Source organism: Pseudomonas sp. JDS08PS003, assembly GCF_045013505.1.
Classification (GTDB): domain Bacteria; phylum Pseudomonadota; class Gammaproteobacteria; order Pseudomonadales; family Pseudomonadaceae; genus Aquipseudomonas; species Aquipseudomonas protegens_B.
Genome location: NZ_CP120724.1, coordinates 337,519 through 351,916, shown reverse-complemented (window position 1 = coordinate 351,916; position 14,398 = coordinate 337,519). Strand labels below are relative to the sequence as shown.

The following is a 14,398-nucleotide window of genomic DNA, read 5'->3' as shown; positions in this document are numbered from 1 at the left end:
ATCAGGACGCCTCCTTCACTTTCTGTTGACTGCCCTGGGCCGCAGCCTTGTGCACGCTCGGGTGGATCAGCACACGGAACGAGTTCTTCTGCGCCAGGCTGTAGAAGTCGTGGGCAAAGTCATCCAGGTCCGCAGCCGTGAGCTTCAGGCGCCGCAGGAAGTAGTTGTAAACCAGCACCGCCGGCACCGCGACGGCGATCCCCACGCCGGTGGCCACCAGGGCCGCGCCGATCGGCCCGGCCACGGTTTCCAGGCTGGCAGAGCCCGCCGCGCTGATGCCTTTCAAGGCTTCCATGATCCCCCACACGGTGCCGAACAGACCGATAAAGGGCGAGGTGCTACCGATACTGGCGACCACCGCCAAGCCGGTTTCCAGGGAGCGGCGCTCACGCACGATCTGCTGGCGCAGGGCGCGTTCGAGACGGTCCTGATGGTTGATCGCCTGGCTCAGGTCCGCGGCATGGGGCGCTTCGCCGACCTGGATCGCCGCATAGCCGGCCTGGGCCACGCGGGCCGCCGCGCCGGGCTGGGTTTCACTCAGGGAGGCGGCGGAGTCGAGGCTGGACGCCGCCCAGAACTGATTGTGGAACTTGCGATCCTGGGACTTGAGGCGGGCGAACTGCACGCCCTTGACCAGGGCCAGGCCCCAGGTGGCGACGGAGAAGACCACCAACAGCCAGATCACCGCGCTTTCGATGGATTCCAGTGGAGATGCCAGTAACGTCATGATGTGTTCCCTCTGTGTAAGCGTTTAGCGCGCGTTATTTGATCGGCCTTGCGGCTCAATGAATCTTGAAATCGATGGGTACGCTGACCCAGCCGTCTTGGGCCACATCGCCCTGCTTGGCCGGGACGAAACTCCAGCGCTTGACCGCAGCCAGGGCCGCATCGTCGAGTTGCTGGCGACCGCTGCTCTTCTGAATCTGGATCTCTCCGGGCTTGCCGCTGGCCAGCACATGCACCCGCAGCAGCACCGTGCCTTCCCAACCCCGGCGCTGAGCCAGTGACGGGTACTCCGGCGCCGGGTTCTTCAGGTACGCGGCGCTGGCGGAAGCCGGGGTCACGGGGGCCGGGGCCGGTGGAGCGGGCGCTGCCGGGGCGGCTACTGGCGCCGCAGGTTGCGGCGCCGCCGGGGTCTGCTGCACCGGCTTGGGCGCCGGTTTCGGCTCGGGCTTGGGTACCGGTTTGGGCTTGGGTTTAGGCACCGGCTTGGGCGGTGGCGGCTTGACCGCCAGCTCGTCCTCCACCGGAGGCGGCGGCTCCACCACCGGTTGTACCGGCACAGGCGGAGGCGGCTCCACCACGGGCGGTGCCGGGTGCGAAAATTCGATGGTCATGGGCGGAATTTCCGGCGGCACGATGGGCAGCACCGGGGTCGGTTTCTGGCTCAGCCAGTAGATCACTGCACCGTGCAATACCAGAGCCGCGACGCCCAGGAGAATCGCCTCACGACGACGCAATACCCCCTTGGGCGTCCGTTGCAGACGTAATTGGCCCAGCGGCGAGCGGTGAGGCCGGCCGAGGTCGACCAACTCGCCGCTCGGTGCCTGGCGCCACAGCACCTCGTGTGCACTGGCGGCGGTCTGGACATTGCCCATGGATTCACTCCCTACGATCTTTTGAAAAACCCGACACCGGCGTTTGAACAACCCCCACGCAACGGTGCCGCGGGTCAATGATCAGTGCCCCACGCTTATCTCTTAAAGTAATCTTTCAAGTTATAGATAGATCGAAACGGAATATTGGACTCACCAGAAACAGCCCAGGCCCCGTGATTCAAGGGCTGTAGCCAAGAGGAAAAAACGTCATGCCTTGCAGGCATTGAAAATATTCCCGCAAAGCATCGAAACAGGCCTGTTAGTGCAGAAAACAATAGAACTCCATTGCACTCGCAACTCACTTCAGTGGCCATGCACTTAATAAACTTTACAAGCGCACACGACAAAGCCGCTGAAATAGCCCGCGGCCCTATATAAGGCAGCGCGTATTCAGCGGCTGTTTGTTATCGAACGTGTTATTGCTTGACGAACTCGCCGCTCAGGCCGACCACATCGCCACTGAAGTTGCTGCGGGCACCGGAGGCACGCAACCGGGAATAGTTGTGATCGGGAGAGAACAGTGCCCAGGCCTGGTAGCCGTAGCCATCGTTGTAGCCAGATACATTGATGATGGTCGGCTGCCCGGTGCTGTTCTGGAAGTGGTAATGCCCGGCGACGCTGTACTTGACCCCGGCCTGGGTCAACTCACCGCTGAACGAACCGTTGGAGTCGTTGCCGTCGGTCACGACCAGACGGGCGTCAGCGTTGGAGTTTACATAGGTTCCATTGATGCTCGACATAATGCGGGTTTCCTTATGCGATTGAATGTTTCGTCCAATGAAGCAAGTTCCTCCCGGAACTCACAAACCCAGCATGGTCGGCGTTTATAACTCTGTCCAAAACAAACTTGAGCAATAACTAATTAAATAGCTATAGCCTGCAATCGGCTCTCTATAAGTTATGACCGAAACTAAAGCATTTATAACTTCCCCGTGTTTTAAACTTGCGGCTTGACGCTGGCCACTGCTCGCAACTGCTCCTGTAATGCCTTGCCGGCCCGACTCAAGCCGCTGCCGGCGTACAACGCCAGGCGCACGCCCTGGATATCCGGCAAACCGCTGTCGGCGTCGAGCATCCGATGCCCCTTGCCCAGCACCCGCACCGGCAGCAGGCTGATGCCCAGGCCCGCCGCCACCGCCGAGCAGACACTGGCCAGGCTGGCGCTGGAATAGGCGATGCGCCAGGGCCAGCCGCCGACTTCCAGGTGGTGGAGCATTTCCTGGCGATACAGGCCACCCACCGGAAACGCCACCAATGGCAGCGGATCACGGCCAAAGGCCGGCTGGCGCAGGCTGTCGACCCAGCACAGCGGCTCGGGCCAGGAGTCCAGGCAGTCGTCGCTGTGGCCCATCTGCTTGACCAGCAGCAGGTCGAACTCGCCACGGCGGAACTGGCGCAGCAATTCCGGTCCCAGACCACTGGTGACCTCCAGGCGCACCGCCGGATAGTCGCGACCAAAGCGCGAGAGCATCGGCATCAGGCGCTCGGCGGCGAAGTCTTCCGGCACCCCCAGGCGCAGCACTTCCTCGCCGCGCTGGTTGATCAACACATCACTGGCCTCCTCATGCAGAGCCAGGATGCGCCGGGCATAGGCCAGCAGGCGCTCGCCCTCCACCGTGGCCACCACCCGGCGCTGATCGCGGTCAAGCAACTGGCAGCCCAGACTCTCCTCCAGGCGCCGCACCTGCTGGCTCACGGTGGACTGGGTCAAGTGCAGGCGCTCGGCCGCGCGGGTGAAGTTCTGGCAGTCGGCAACCGCCACAAAACTGCGCAGCAACACGGGATCGAACATTGCTCACCACCATCCTGATAGCCACTGATTGGCATGATTATATTTAATTTCAGAATACTAACGAGCTTCACCATACTCCCCTTTCATCAGCAGGAACGGGAGGTTCCCATGCAGCTCAAGCTGTCCTTCAAACGCGGCCTGATGGCCATGGGTCTGCTAACGGCGGGGGTGGTCATGGCCAGCGACAACTCGCTGCTGGATGCAGTACACAAGGGTCGGTTAGAGCAAGTGCAGCAACTGATCCAGCAAGGCGTAGCCCTCGACGATCGTGGCCTGGACGGCAGCAGCCCGCTGCTGGTGGCCACCCGGGATAACCGTATCGAGATCGCCCGGGCGCTGATCGAGGCCGGGGCCGACGTCAACCGCAAGAACCTGATCCAGGACAGCCCCTACCTGCTGGCCGGCGCCAGCGGTCACAACGAAATCCTCAGCTGACCCTGGCCCATGGCGCCGACCTCAAGAGCACCAACCGCTACGGCGGCACCGCCCTGATCCCGGCCTGCGAACGCGGCCATGTGGAAACCGTACGTCTGCTGATCGAAGCCGGCGTCGACCTGAACCACGTCAACCACCTGGGCTGGACCTGCCTGATGGAAGCCATCGTGCTGTCCGACGGCGGCCCGCCACACCAGCAGATCGTCGCCCAACTGATTGCCGCTGGCGCCGACCTGAACCTGCCGGACCGCGCCGGCCTCAGCCCGCTGCAACAGGCCGAACGCCGTGGCCAGCGCGCCATTGCCAAGCTGCTGCGCGATGCCGGCGCTGCCTGAAGCCCCCTTTTTAGGAACCTTGCATGCACGACGATCAACACTACCTGCAACGGGCCGTTGAACTGGCCCGGCACAATGTCGAACAGGGCGGCCGTCCGTTCGGCGCACTACTGGTGCGCAACGGCCGGGTGCTGGCCGAAGCGGTGAATGAAATCCACCTCAGCCAGGACCCCACCGCCCACGCTGAAATGCTGGCGATCCGCAGCGCCAGCCGGCAACTGGGTCCGCGCCTGGACGACTGCGTGATCTACGCCAGCGGCCAGCCCTGCCCCATGTGCCTGGCCGCCATGTACCTGTGCGGCGTCTCCCGCGCGGTGTTCGCCGCCAGCAATGAACAGGCGCAACCGTTCGGCCTCTCTACCGCAGCCATCTACCAAGAGCTGAGCCAGCCCCTTGAGGCACAGCGCCTGCCGATGCTGCACCTGCCCCAGGCGGCAATGGCCGCCCTCTACCAGGACTGGCAGGAGCGCCATGCAGCGAACTGAATCGATATTCAAGACCCTCGCCGGCTGGGCGCTGCTGGTGTGTCTGGGCCTGAACCTGCGGCCGATCCTCAGCTCGGTCAGCCCATTGCTCAACGAAATTCGCGGCGCCACCGGCATGAGCTTCCAGAGCAGCGCCTGGCTCACCAGCCTGCCAGTGATTTGCATGGGCCTGGTGGCCCTGCTGGGCGTGCGAATCGAAGCCCGCCTCGGCGAACGCCGCGGTGTGTCCCTGGGTTTGCTGCTGGTGTTGCTGGCCTGCCTGGTGCGGCTGTTCTTCGGCCAGGCCGCGGCCTTGCTCGCCACCGCCCTGCTCGGCGGCGCCGGAGTGGCCTTGATCCAGGCCCTGGTGCCGGCGCTGATCAAGCGCCAATTTCAACAGCGCGTGGCCCTGGCCATGGGCGTCTACTCGGCCTCGCTGATGGGCGGTGGCGGCATTGCCGCCCTGCTCAGCCCGCAGGTGGCCAGCCACTTCGCCAACTGGCAAGTGGGGCTTGGCATCTGGCTACTGCCGGCCCTGGCCGCGCTGCTGCTGTGGCTGTGCCTGCCACTGGGAGCCGGGCGCCGCACAGGCGCCGTAGCGCCGACCATCAAGCTCTGGGGCAACCGTCGCGCCTGGCTGCTGGCGCTGTATTTTGGCCTGGTGAACTGCGGCTACATGAGCATGGTGGCCTGGCTGCCGGCCTACTACCTGCAACTGGGCTGGAGCGCCACCCAAAGCGGCTCGTTGCTGGCCTTCATGACCCTGTTCCAAGTGACCGCCGCGCTGCTGATGCCGGCCCTGGCCCAACGCAGCGTCGACCGCCGACCGCTGCTGGGCATCAGCCTCGCGGCCCAGGCCGTGGGCTTTCTCGGGTTGCTGCTGTGGCCCTTGCAGAGCCCACACCTGTGGGTAGCCTTGATCGGCTTCGGCCTCGGAGCGTGCTTTGCCCTGAGCCTGATCCTGACCCTGGATCACCGCCGTGATCCCCGGGAAGCCGGACAACTGGCGGCCTTCGTCCAGGGCGTGGGCTTTCTGATCAACGCCATCTCACCGTGGCTGAGCGGCTGGCTGCGGCAAGTCACCGGCAGCTTTGTCAGCGCCTGGTGGGTGCTGATCCTCGGCGTACTGGCGATGCTGCTGTTGACGCGAATCTTCAGCCCGGCCAGTTATCAGGCCTGTGTCCAGCTCGACACAGCGCCACAACCGGCCTGACAGCGGTCCTCAAACCAGCCGCCTGCCAGCGCAGCAGGTGGCTTTCTTTATGTCTCCACAGCACCACTATCCTTTTCAACCGGCTAAGATCGGCCGCCGACGCCACTCACCCCAACTGGCACAGACTCAACTCAGGACACTGGAGAAGCGATGGACGCTGCAACGATCGGCCGCTGGGTAAACAGCCTCGGGCTCAGCCATGCAGAACTGGTCGCCCGGGGAGAGCGTATCAAGCCCCCGACGGACAAGATCTACGACGAATTCGAATGGCTGACCGTGATCGTCGAGCCCGGCCTGATGCTGGACTTCTGGGAAGACAGCCTGGCCCTGGAAAAGGTACTGATCGAGCTCATGCCCCTTGAAGAGGGGCGCTCGTTCTACAGCGGCGAACTGCCCGCCCCGTTCTCACGCAGCATGACCCGCGCCGACATTCGCGAGCTGTTGGGCACGCCCCTGCGCTCGGGGGAACGCAGGCCATCAGCCGATGGGCAACGCACGCTCAACGCCTGGGAGAGCTACCGCCTGCCGGAGCCTCTGCATCCCAGTGCGCGGGTTGGATTCGTCTATAGCGCCGACATGCAGATCAAGGTCCTGTCGTTTGACTTACTGGAACCCCATCGCGACTGACCCGCCGCCCCATCTTCAGGCCGGCCGGCAGGCCGCCGTCAGATTTTGATCTTGATCTTCTTGCCCCCTTAGACACGATGGCCGAACGCAGGCATTGAGCCGTGGGTAACCCGGCAGGACGCCGGGTTAGCCGCCCCAGGCCATGGATGGCCTGTGGCGGCGGCCCACGGATCAATGCCGGAGAGAGGGCACGCCGAGCCTAGGCGAGGCGCCGAGTGGAGGGGCAAAGCCCTTTGGTTACTTTGGGGCCCCAAAGTGACTCGCCGTAAGGGCGAAACCGCCAGCCGCCACACCCGCAGCAACGGATATGTACACCCATAACACCGCAACCTCAGATTTTACGGTCGCTACGCGCCGGGACGCCGGCCGCCCGGGCGGGAGCAAGCTCCCTCGCCACATCATCATTCCAAGCTATAGCCCCAAGGCATTCACAAAGAAATAAATTATTGTAATTCGATAATTACTTATCAATAATTCACCACCCCCCAAGTTTTGCAAGGAATGACGCATGAACCCCCAAATAAATGGCTCAGCCCAATACCGCTTACGACGGGTCGGCCTGCTGGCCGCGATCCTGGCCTGGGTCATGGGCGTGGTGGAGCTTGGCGGCAACGCCGGACTCTGGATCTACAGCAAAGACCAGGTCCTGAGCGCCCTGCTCAGCGTATTCGCCGACCACTCGCCACGCCTGCTGGAAGCCGACTTCAAACTCTCGTCCGCAAGTTTCACCCTGCTGGTGATCCTCGACTTCCTGCCCCTGCTGCTGTCGAGCTTCGCCCTCTGGCTGACCGGGGTGTTCTTCCTGCGCCTGTCCCGCGGCGAAACCTGGAGCGATCGCAACATCCGCATCCTCTGGCGCGTGGGCATGCTGTGGATCGTCGCCCCGGCCACTTTCCCCATGGTGGAAACCCTGCAAGGCCTGGCCCTGTCCATCGACCTGCCAGCGGGCCAGCGGATTCTGCAGATTTCTGCTGGTTTCTCGTCCTACGCGGCCTACGAGGTGGTCAAAGGAATCTTGCTCTGCTCATTTTCCATTATCATGCGCGACGCCAAAGTCCTCAGTGATGAGCACAGTCACTACATATAGAACAATGAGATGACCATTATCGTTCGGCTTGACGTTGTCATGGCTAAAAACAAGATTCGCTCGAAAGAGTTGGCCGCCATCCTGGGCATTACCGAGGCCAATCTGTCGTTGCTGAAAAATGGCAAGGTCAAGGGGATGAAAATCGAGACCCTGGACAAACTCTGCGCCGCACTCGACTGCCAACCCGGCGACTTGCTGGAATACCAGGCGAGCGAGCCCGCGTAACCCCCCGCGTTTGTTTGATCCGAGTCCCGATCGTTAAAGCCTTATCCATTCATCACGTTGCACGTTGGCTTATTCATGACTCGTTACCTGCTCTGCCCGCTGTTTCTGTTCGTCCTGCTTTTGACCGGCTGCGCCAACAAACTCGAAGTGGCCATCGACGCCACCCCGGCCCAAGACTACTACTTCGATCCAAAGGCTCCGGTGCTGGTGACCGTCAACAGCGCCAAGGAGGCCCAGGGCCTCAAAGCCAGCTACTACCTGCGCGACATGGTCGCCGCCCTTCATGGCATGGGATTTACGCAGGTGTATACCGAATCGTCGCTGCCGAAAAACCACCCGCCGTTTCGCATGAACATTGCCCTTGATGTGGGCAGTAAAAAGACCAGCTATCGCTACACCGCCACCGACTACGGCCAGGTGCCCAGCAGCACTAAAACCACGTGCATGCCCGGCAAGCACCAACAGACCGTGTGCACCAGCACCCCAACGATGTCCTACCGCGCTATCGGCTCCTCGGAACGCACCGGCTACACCACCCTTTCGACCTTCAACATCCAGGCCAAGGACGAGCAGAGCCGGCGCACGGTATTCCTGCTGCGGGCCTCGTCCTACAACGAGGACTGCCAGGACGCCAAGGTCGAGGATTTCCTGGTGCAGGAGAGCCTGGACAACCTGGACTTGCGCAACCGGGTGCAGCGCAAATACACCGTCACCCTGCCCGAAGGCCAAAGCTGCAACTAAGCGCCTACCACCCACCGGGCGACACGCCTACAATCGCCCCTCGACGCCCGCCCGATCCCCCATCGGGCGGGCGCGGCCCCTCAACGACAAGGCGTATGTCGAGCATGACCCTGGATTGGAATGCCTGGGAAATAGAACCCGGATCGGCGGTGGACGAACAACTGATCGCCCAGGTGCAGCAACGCCTCGGCGTCGAATTCCCGCCGCTGTATCTGCAGCTGGTGCAGTACGCCGCGGCCGCCACGCCGGGGATCGGCACCTTCCCCTATGGCAACGGCTACGCCTGCCTCAGCGAGTTCTTCGATTTCAGCCTGAACAACCAACCCTGGACCCTGCTCTGGTACGCCAGCCCCGGCCGTGTGCCGGGGCTGGCCGCAGGTTGCCTGCCGATTGCCCGGGACGCTGGCGGTCTGCTGATCTGCCTGGACTTCAACAGCCCGGGCGTAGCGGTAGAAATCTTCGACCCCGAGAGCGCCGGCCGCTACCCGGTGGCTGCCGACTTCCAGGCCTTTGTCGAGCTGTGGCAAGCATGAATACACCGCGTAAATGGATAGTCGTGCCCACCAGCAAAGACGCCCAACAGCGCCTGGATCTGGACCAGTGCCTGCCGGGCGACCTGGAGGAGCTGGCGCTGTCCGCAGCACAGTGGACGACCCTGTCGCGCAGCGACCTGCTACCGAACTTGAACCGCGCCCTGGGCACTCTGATCGACGACTACGAAGACGCCTCGATCCAGGGTCAGGCCGCCCTGGCCACGGCGTTGTCGATCCTTACCCAGACCGCGACGGCGGAGGATGAACTTATCCACAAGCTCATCGCCCTGAATCGACTGGCCCTGGAACGGGACACCGGCCTGTTCTTCTACTTCTGAGGTCCTCCCCAGAGCGGCTCCCGCAGCTCATTTGTGGCCAGGGCGCTTGCTCCCGCTGGGGCGCCAGCCCGACCTGACCGGAGCCGCAGCACGGCCTCAAGCTCAGATCCCCGCGCTGGCACTGGCCTGTTTCAGCCCCGACTCCGGCACGCTCACCGCCGTTTCCGAACGCGGTGTGCCCTGGGGCACCCAGTCGTAGCTCACCGGCAAGGCGCGGTACACCCAGTTGCTGATGGCCTCGCTGCCCGGAGCCTTGCCCAGGTAAGGGCTGACGTATTCCCAGACGATTTCGCCGCTGGCAGTGACCTGAAAGAAACGCCCGTTCATGCCCTCGTCGATCAGCGTGTTGCCGTTGGGCAAGCGCCGCGCGCTGCTGATGAACGAGCTGTAGAAAGCCCAACCCGGCTGCCGGGAACTGGCAGCGCTGTACTGCCAGACAATCTGGTTCTTGATCGGGTCGATCTCCAACACCCGGGAACCGGCGATCAGCCCCAGGGGCACCGAGGGATAGCCTGCCGTGCCCTGGTTGTCGAACACCAGCAAGTGACCTGCCCCCGGCAAGCCGGCAGGAATGATGTGGGCATCATGCTGGCCGACGAACTGGTCCACCGGACGCGGCACCTTGGCCACGGTCTTGGGGTTGATCGGCGCCAGGTTTGGCCCCAGACGCCAGACCACCTTGCCGCTGTGCTTGTCGAGGATGGCAATGAAGTTGGCGTTGCGGGAATCGATCAGCAGGTTGTCCGGGGCGAAGCGTTTGTCACCCGCGTCGAACCACTGATTGGGGCCCACCACGCTGAGGTTGTTGATGTGCAAGTAGTCGGGGTTATCGGTGCCGTACACCAGCTTCAATTGCGCCGCAGTGAAACCGAATTCCTTGAGGTGCTCGGAGGCCAGCCACTGCCATTTGACCTGGCCGTCGGGGCTGACTTCATAGATCGCATCGTCGATCACCTGAGGCACCTTGAAGCCCGCCACCTTGTGCACCTTGTTGGCCAGCACCAGGGTGTTGCCATTGCTCAGGCGGCGCTGGTCGTGGTGCTGTTGGGCGGCGCCACCGGGTGCCTGGTCGCCCCACTGCCAGACCACCTTGCCGCTCCAATCCAGCTCGCCGACGCTCTGGTTGCCCAGGCCGTTGCCCGCCGAACCCAGGGGCCCCGGCTCCTTGTCCTTGAGCTGTAACAGCACCCGGCCGCGCTCGCCGTTCACCAGTTGCGGGTCGATGATGGCCGCGGGGAAACCCGCCTGGGGCCAATTCTTGACCTCGTTGCCGTTCATGTCGATCAGGTGCGTCTGTTTGTCGGCGCCGCTGAAAATCACGTACTGATTGAAGGCCTTGTCCGGGTCGTAACGGGTCACTCCGGTGGGATAGACGCTGGGGGCGGCCTGCACCGCCGAGGCCAGCAAGGTGGCGCAGATCAACAAAGGCAAAGAGGTTTTGACGCGCAGCATGACGAGCACTCCTGTTCAGGTCGAAGGGCGCCGGATAACCCGGCGCAAGGTGCGTGAAGCCGGGTTTCAGAAGTCGTAGCGGCCAGTGACGCCCAGGGTTCGCGGTGTGCCCAGCAGGCCTTCGTAACCGCCGTTGCCGCCGGTCCAGAGGGTGGTGTAGTAGGTCTTGTCGAAGGCGTTCTTCAGCCACAGCGAGACGTCCCACTGGCCCTGTTCGTAGTTGCCGCGCAGGCCGGTGGAGAGGTTGACCACGGCGTAGCTGGGGATCTGCCCGTACTGGGAATCCTCCACGGTGCCCACGGCCTTGGAGCGGAACGCGTAGCTGGCGGTGACGTACTCTTCCAGGCCGTTGTCCAGGTTCCACTTGTATTCGCCGTTGGCGTTGCCGATCCATTTCGAGGCGCCCACCACCTGGTGGCCGCTGAGGTCGCACGAGGCCGGGGCACCGGGGCGCAGGCTGACTTCCGGCGGGCATGGCGCGTCCTTGTAGGACAGGTAACGCACGTCGTTGTAGGAGCCGTTGAGGTTCAGGGTCAGGCCACGAATCGGCACCAGGGTGCTTTCCACTTCCACCCCCCGCGAGCGCACCGAACCGGCGTTGGTCAGGTACTGCACGCGGTTGGCATCGTCGTAGGCGTTGGTCTGGTAGCCATTGACCTGGGTCCAGAACAGGTTGGCGTTGAGTTGCAGGCGGCGGTCCCACAGGGTGCTCTTGAAGCCCAGTTCCGCGTTGTTGGCGCGCTCGGTGCCGATCAGCAGCGAATCGGCGCCGGCGGTGGGCGCCGAGCCCACCGTCAGGTTGACCCCGCCGGATTTTTCACCGTGGGACAGGGTGGCGTAGCCCAGCAAGTCGTCGGTGATGCGGTAGCTGAGGTTGAGCAGGCCCGAAGGGCTGGTGCTGTACTGGTTGAGGTCGCCGGAGTCATAGGCCCCGGTGCGCCCGCGGCGAGCGTTGGCGGCAGCCCCGGCCACCGCCGCGCCACCCAGCGGTGCGTTGCGGCTGACCCAGGCACTTTTTTCCTCGTAGGTGCCGCGCAGGCCGGCAGTGAAATCCAGGCGCTCGGTGAGGTGCCAGGTGCCCTGGGCGAACAGAGCGAAGCTGTTGGTCTGGATGTGCCCGTTGCCGACGCTGCTGACGTTGCTCAGGGCGCCGGCCGGGGTGCCGTTCCAGATGTCCGCCTTGGGTCCGTAATAGGCGAAGGATTTGTTGTCCAGGTCGGAGCCGAAGTAGTAGGCCCCGAGCACGTAGTCGAAGAAACCACCCGTGGGCGAGGCCAGACGGAATTCCTGGGACCACTGTTTGTCCTCCACCGACACCCCGGCGTTGTAGGTGGCCGCCACGTTGAGGCCATCGTCGTTGCGCGGGGTGAAATTCCACCAGCGGTAGGAGCTGACCGAAGTCAGGGTGAAGTCGCTGGGCAGGGTCCAGTTGGCCTCCAGGGACGTGCCGCCCTGGAACACCGTGACATGCTGGTCGTTGTCCAGGTTGACCTTGCGGTGCGAACCGTTGACCAGGGTCGCCCCGGCCGCCGCCGCACGCGACTCATAGACATTGGTGCCATTGATGGTCGGCCCGGTGCTGTACAGCACTCGGGTGCCGGCACTGGAGTCCTCTTCGTTGTAGTCGCCGATCCAGCGCAGGTTGAAGCTGTCATTGGGCTTGTACAGCAACTGTCCGCGAAAGCCCTGGCGTGATCCGCCGTTGAGGTCATGGCCGTCGAATTCGTTCTTGATGTCGCCGTCGCTGCGGGTGCGATAGGCGGAAAAACGCCCCGCCAGCTCATCGGTCAGCGGCCCGGAAATGGTGCCCTTGGTCTGGAAGTAGCCGTCCTCGCCGAGGGAGGTTTCGATGCTGCGCTCCGGGGTGAAGCTCGGCGCCCGGGTGCTGATGTTGATCACCCCGGCGGTGGTGTTCTTGCCGAACAGGGTGCCCTGGGGACCGCGCAGCACTTCCAGCTGTTCGATGTCCATCAGGTCGAACACTGCCATCCCCGGCCTTCCGAGGTAGACGTTGTCAATGTACAGCCCGACGCTGCCTTCCAGGCCGTCGCTGGCCGGGTTGTTGCCCAGGCCACGGATCGACACGCTGGACTGGCGCGCATGCATGTAGGCGACGTTGACGCTGGGCACCAGTTGCTGCAGGTCCTGGATGCGATAGACCCGCTGGCTCTCCAGGGCCTGGCCGCTGACCACGCTCATGGGCGTGGGCACGCTCTGCGAGCTTTCCTCGCGACGCCGGGCGGTCACGGTCACCGTCTGCAATTGGCCGTCGTCGGCCTTGGCCTTGTTGGCGCTGCTCTTGGCCGGGGCGGCTTGCAGCGCCGCGGCGTCTTCGGCCCAGCTGGGCGTCCAGCTCGCGCTGCCGGCCAGCAACAGCGCCAGGGGCAGGGGCAGGCGCTTGAGCCGCCGGTGCGAGAGGGGTGAAGCAAGGGACAACGGGCTCATGGGCGGCTCCTGGTCAGAAAATATACAGCCTTGTATATTCCTTAAAGTTATTTATTTATGTTTTTGCAAAGATTTACTGCATAAGAGATTGCCTTTATAAGGAGTCGACCTAATGCATAGCCAATGCATTTCCCCAATATTTTTTATGTGAAAAATGCATATCGATCTGCGCCAGCTCCGTCACTTCATCGCCCTCGCTGAACAGCGCAGCTTTGTCGCCGCTGCAGCGGCGGTGAACCTCTCGCAATCAGCCTTCAGCCGCAGCATTCAGGCTCTGGAACACAGCGTCGGTTGCCAGTTGGTGGATCGCGGGCGCAAGGACCTGGCGCCCACCAAACAGGGCCAGTTGCTGCTGGAACATGCGCGCCGGCTGGTCAGCGGGGCCCAGCAGATGGCCAACGAGATCAGCCAGTTCAATGGCCTGGAGGCCGGCGAACTGCGCTTCGGCTGCGGCCCGGCACCGGCCTCGGGATTGATTCCCCGAGCCATCGGCAGCTTTATCGGGCGTTACCCCAAGGCCCGGGTGCAGTTCCAGGTGGATGATTGGCAAAGCCTGAGCAAGCGCCTGCTCAGCGAAGAGTTCGAGTTCTTCGTCGCCGACACCCGGCACTTCGAGGCCGACCCGGACTACCTGACCCAGCGCCTGCGCCCACGCAAATGGCATTTCTGCTGCCGCGCCGGGCATCCCCTGGCCCAGCGCGCCAGCGTCAGCGCCGGTGAACTGATGAGCTACCCACTGGCGGTGACCATCCGCCCGCCCAACCTGCGCAAGGTCATCGTCGACCTCTGCGGCAAGCCGGACTTCACCCCCAATGTGGAATGCGAAAACAGCTACAGCCTGCTGGGGGTGGTCATGCGCTCGGACGCCATCGGCATCGTCGGCTCCTACAGCGACGCGTTGCACAACGCCAAGGGCGAACTGGTGTGCCTGAAGATCGACGGCCTGGCCGATGACCTGGAAGAGCTCTACACCCGCTACGGCATCGTCAGCCGCGCCGGCTATCGCCTATCGCCCCTGGCCGCGGCGATGATCGAAGAGATCAAGGCCATCGACGAACAGGACGAGGACCTGTGCAGCCTGGACAACCTGGCAGTCTGAGCCACCTGCATGCT

General features: G+C 63.4%; 15 protein-coding genes and 1 pseudogene. 10 read left to right on the top strand and 6 right to left on the bottom strand.

All coding sequences use genetic code 11. The annotated features are described in order from the left end of the window. Nucleotide 1: 1 nt before the first annotated feature. From P7C00_RS01625 to P7C00_RS01610, 4 genes are all read right to left on the bottom strand, one after another. On the bottom strand, nucleotides 2-727 hold the full coding sequence (locus P7C00_RS01625) for a MotA/TolQ/ExbB proton channel family protein (protein ID WP_123725356.1): 726 nt from the start codon (nucleotides 725-727) through the stop codon (nucleotides 2-4). A gap of 55 nt (nucleotides 728-782) precedes the next feature. Next, nucleotides 783-1,598 carry an energy transducer TonB gene (locus P7C00_RS01620; protein WP_265531645.1) on the bottom strand — a complete coding sequence of 272 codons (816 nt, stop codon included), beginning with the start codon at nucleotides 1,596-1,598 and terminating at the stop codon, nucleotides 783-785. A gap of 416 nt (nucleotides 1,599-2,014) precedes the next feature. Next, on the bottom strand, nucleotides 2,015-2,338 hold the full coding sequence (locus P7C00_RS01615; RefSeq protein WP_016963092.1) for a hypothetical protein: 324 nt from the start codon (nucleotides 2,336-2,338) through the stop codon (nucleotides 2,015-2,017). Nucleotides 2,339-2,535: 197 nt separating this feature from the next. Continuing rightward, entirely contained in the window at nucleotides 2,536-3,390 is an 855-nt protein-coding gene (locus P7C00_RS01610; protein ID WP_404938034.1) for a LysR family transcriptional regulator, read from the bottom strand. A 108-nt stretch (nucleotides 3,391-3,498) separates the two neighbouring features. On the opposite strand from P7C00_RS01610, the pseudogene P7C00_RS01605 reads away from it, so the two are divergent. The 9 genes and pseudogenes from P7C00_RS01605 to P7C00_RS01565 all read left to right on the top strand — a co-directional run bounded on the left by P7C00_RS01605 (nucleotide 3,499) and on the right by P7C00_RS01565 (nucleotide 9,388). Further along, a pseudogene (locus P7C00_RS01605) lies at nucleotides 3,499-4,160 on the top strand (ankyrin repeat domain-containing protein). 23 nt (nucleotides 4,161-4,183) lie between these two features. Continuing rightward, complete coding sequence (locus P7C00_RS01600) at nucleotides 4,184-4,645, top strand: nucleoside deaminase (protein WP_346634080.1); 462 nt, start codon at nucleotides 4,184-4,186, stop codon at nucleotides 4,643-4,645. After that, nucleotides 4,632-5,837, top strand: coding sequence for a CynX/NimT family MFS transporter (locus tag P7C00_RS01595; protein ID WP_404938033.1), 1,206 nt, complete (start codon nucleotides 4,632-4,634; stop codon nucleotides 5,835-5,837). The genes P7C00_RS01600 and P7C00_RS01595 overlap by 14 nt, the downstream gene beginning before the upstream one ends. A gap of 150 nt (nucleotides 5,838-5,987) precedes the next feature. Further along, nucleotides 5,988-6,464: a DUF6392 family protein gene (locus P7C00_RS01590; protein WP_404938032.1), complete on the top strand. Its 477-nt coding sequence runs from the start codon at nucleotides 5,988-5,990 to the stop codon at nucleotides 6,462-6,464. 508 nt (nucleotides 6,465-6,972) lie between these two features. After that, complete coding sequence (locus P7C00_RS01585; protein WP_123725363.1) at nucleotides 6,973-7,551, top strand: hypothetical protein; 579 nt, start codon at nucleotides 6,973-6,975, stop codon at nucleotides 7,549-7,551. Between the two features lie 9 nt (nucleotides 7,552-7,560). Further along, a complete protein-coding gene (locus P7C00_RS01580; RefSeq protein ID WP_016963103.1) occupies nucleotides 7,561-7,776 on the top strand; it encodes a helix-turn-helix transcriptional regulator in 216 nt (71 codons plus the stop codon). A gap of 75 nt (nucleotides 7,777-7,851) precedes the next feature. Then, nucleotides 7,852-8,517, top strand: coding sequence for a hypothetical protein (locus tag P7C00_RS01575; RefSeq protein ID WP_346634077.1), 666 nt, complete (start codon nucleotides 7,852-7,854; stop codon nucleotides 8,515-8,517). A 95-nt stretch (nucleotides 8,518-8,612) separates the two neighbouring features. Further along, a complete protein-coding gene (locus tag P7C00_RS01570; protein WP_404938031.1) occupies nucleotides 8,613-9,050 on the top strand; it encodes an SMI1/KNR4 family protein in 438 nt (145 codons plus the stop codon). Beyond that, nucleotides 9,047-9,388, top strand: coding sequence for a hypothetical protein (locus P7C00_RS01565; protein WP_404938030.1), 342 nt, complete (start codon nucleotides 9,047-9,049; stop codon nucleotides 9,386-9,388). Before P7C00_RS01570 ends, P7C00_RS01565 begins: the two co-directional genes overlap by 4 nt. 102 nt (nucleotides 9,389-9,490) lie before the next feature. Here the strand turns inward: P7C00_RS01565 and P7C00_RS01560 are convergent, their stop codons facing one another. Together P7C00_RS01560 and P7C00_RS01555 are read right to left on the bottom strand one after the other, a co-directional pair. Further along, nucleotides 9,491-10,840, bottom strand: coding sequence for an aryl-sulfate sulfotransferase (locus tag P7C00_RS01560; protein WP_404938029.1), 1,350 nt, complete (start codon nucleotides 10,838-10,840; stop codon nucleotides 9,491-9,493). A 66-nt stretch (nucleotides 10,841-10,906) separates the two neighbouring features. Then, nucleotides 10,907-13,285, bottom strand: coding sequence for a TonB-dependent receptor (locus tag P7C00_RS01555; RefSeq protein WP_404938028.1), 2,379 nt, complete (start codon nucleotides 13,283-13,285; stop codon nucleotides 10,907-10,909). Between the two features lie 154 nt (nucleotides 13,286-13,439). Here P7C00_RS01555 and P7C00_RS01550 point away from each other — a divergent pair, with 154 nt between their 5' ends. Next, complete coding sequence (locus P7C00_RS01550; RefSeq protein WP_346634072.1) at nucleotides 13,440-14,384, top strand: LysR family transcriptional regulator; 945 nt, start codon at nucleotides 13,440-13,442, stop codon at nucleotides 14,382-14,384. The last annotated feature ends 14 nt before the right edge of the window (nucleotides 14,385-14,398 follow it).

Bases quoted from the DNA above. Each gene is read 5' to 3' on its own strand.
- P7C00_RS01610 (WP_404938034.1), bottom strand. From the start codon at position 3,390: ATGTTCGATCCCGTGTTGCTGCGCAGTTTTGTGGCGGTTGCCGACTGC.
- P7C00_RS01620 (WP_265531645.1), bottom strand. From the start codon at position 1,598: ATGGGCAATGTCCAGACCGCCGCCAGTGCACACGAGGTGCTGTGGCGC.
- P7C00_RS01595 (WP_404938033.1), top strand. From the start codon at position 4,632: ATGCAGCGAACTGAATCGATATTCAAGACCCTCGCCGGCTGGGCGCTG.
- P7C00_RS01555 (WP_404938028.1), bottom strand. From the start codon at position 13,285: ATGAGCCCGTTGTCCCTTGCTTCACCCCTCTCGCACCGGCGGCTCAAG.
- P7C00_RS01550 (WP_346634072.1), top strand. From the start codon at position 13,440: ATGCATATCGATCTGCGCCAGCTCCGTCACTTCATCGCCCTCGCTGAA.
- P7C00_RS01590 (WP_404938032.1), top strand. From the start codon at position 5,988: ATGGACGCTGCAACGATCGGCCGCTGGGTAAACAGCCTCGGGCTCAGC.
- P7C00_RS01565 (WP_404938030.1), top strand. From the start codon at position 9,047: ATGAATACACCGCGTAAATGGATAGTCGTGCCCACCAGCAAAGACGCC.
- P7C00_RS01600 (WP_346634080.1), top strand. From the start codon at position 4,184: ATGCACGACGATCAACACTACCTGCAACGGGCCGTTGAACTGGCCCGG.
- P7C00_RS01580 (WP_016963103.1), top strand. From the start codon at position 7,561: ATGACCATTATCGTTCGGCTTGACGTTGTCATGGCTAAAAACAAGATT.
- P7C00_RS01560 (WP_404938029.1), bottom strand. From the start codon at position 10,840: ATGCTGCGCGTCAAAACCTCTTTGCCTTTGTTGATCTGCGCCACCTTG.
- P7C00_RS01625 (WP_123725356.1), bottom strand. From the start codon at position 727: ATGACGTTACTGGCATCTCCACTGGAATCCATCGAAAGCGCGGTGATC.
- P7C00_RS01585 (WP_123725363.1), top strand. From the start codon at position 6,973: ATGAACCCCCAAATAAATGGCTCAGCCCAATACCGCTTACGACGGGTC.
- P7C00_RS01575 (WP_346634077.1), top strand. From the start codon at position 7,852: ATGACTCGTTACCTGCTCTGCCCGCTGTTTCTGTTCGTCCTGCTTTTG.
- P7C00_RS01615 (WP_016963092.1), bottom strand. From the start codon at position 2,338: ATGTCGAGCATCAATGGAACCTATGTAAACTCCAACGCTGACGCCCGT.
- P7C00_RS01570 (WP_404938031.1), top strand. From the start codon at position 8,613: ATGTCGAGCATGACCCTGGATTGGAATGCCTGGGAAATAGAACCCGGA.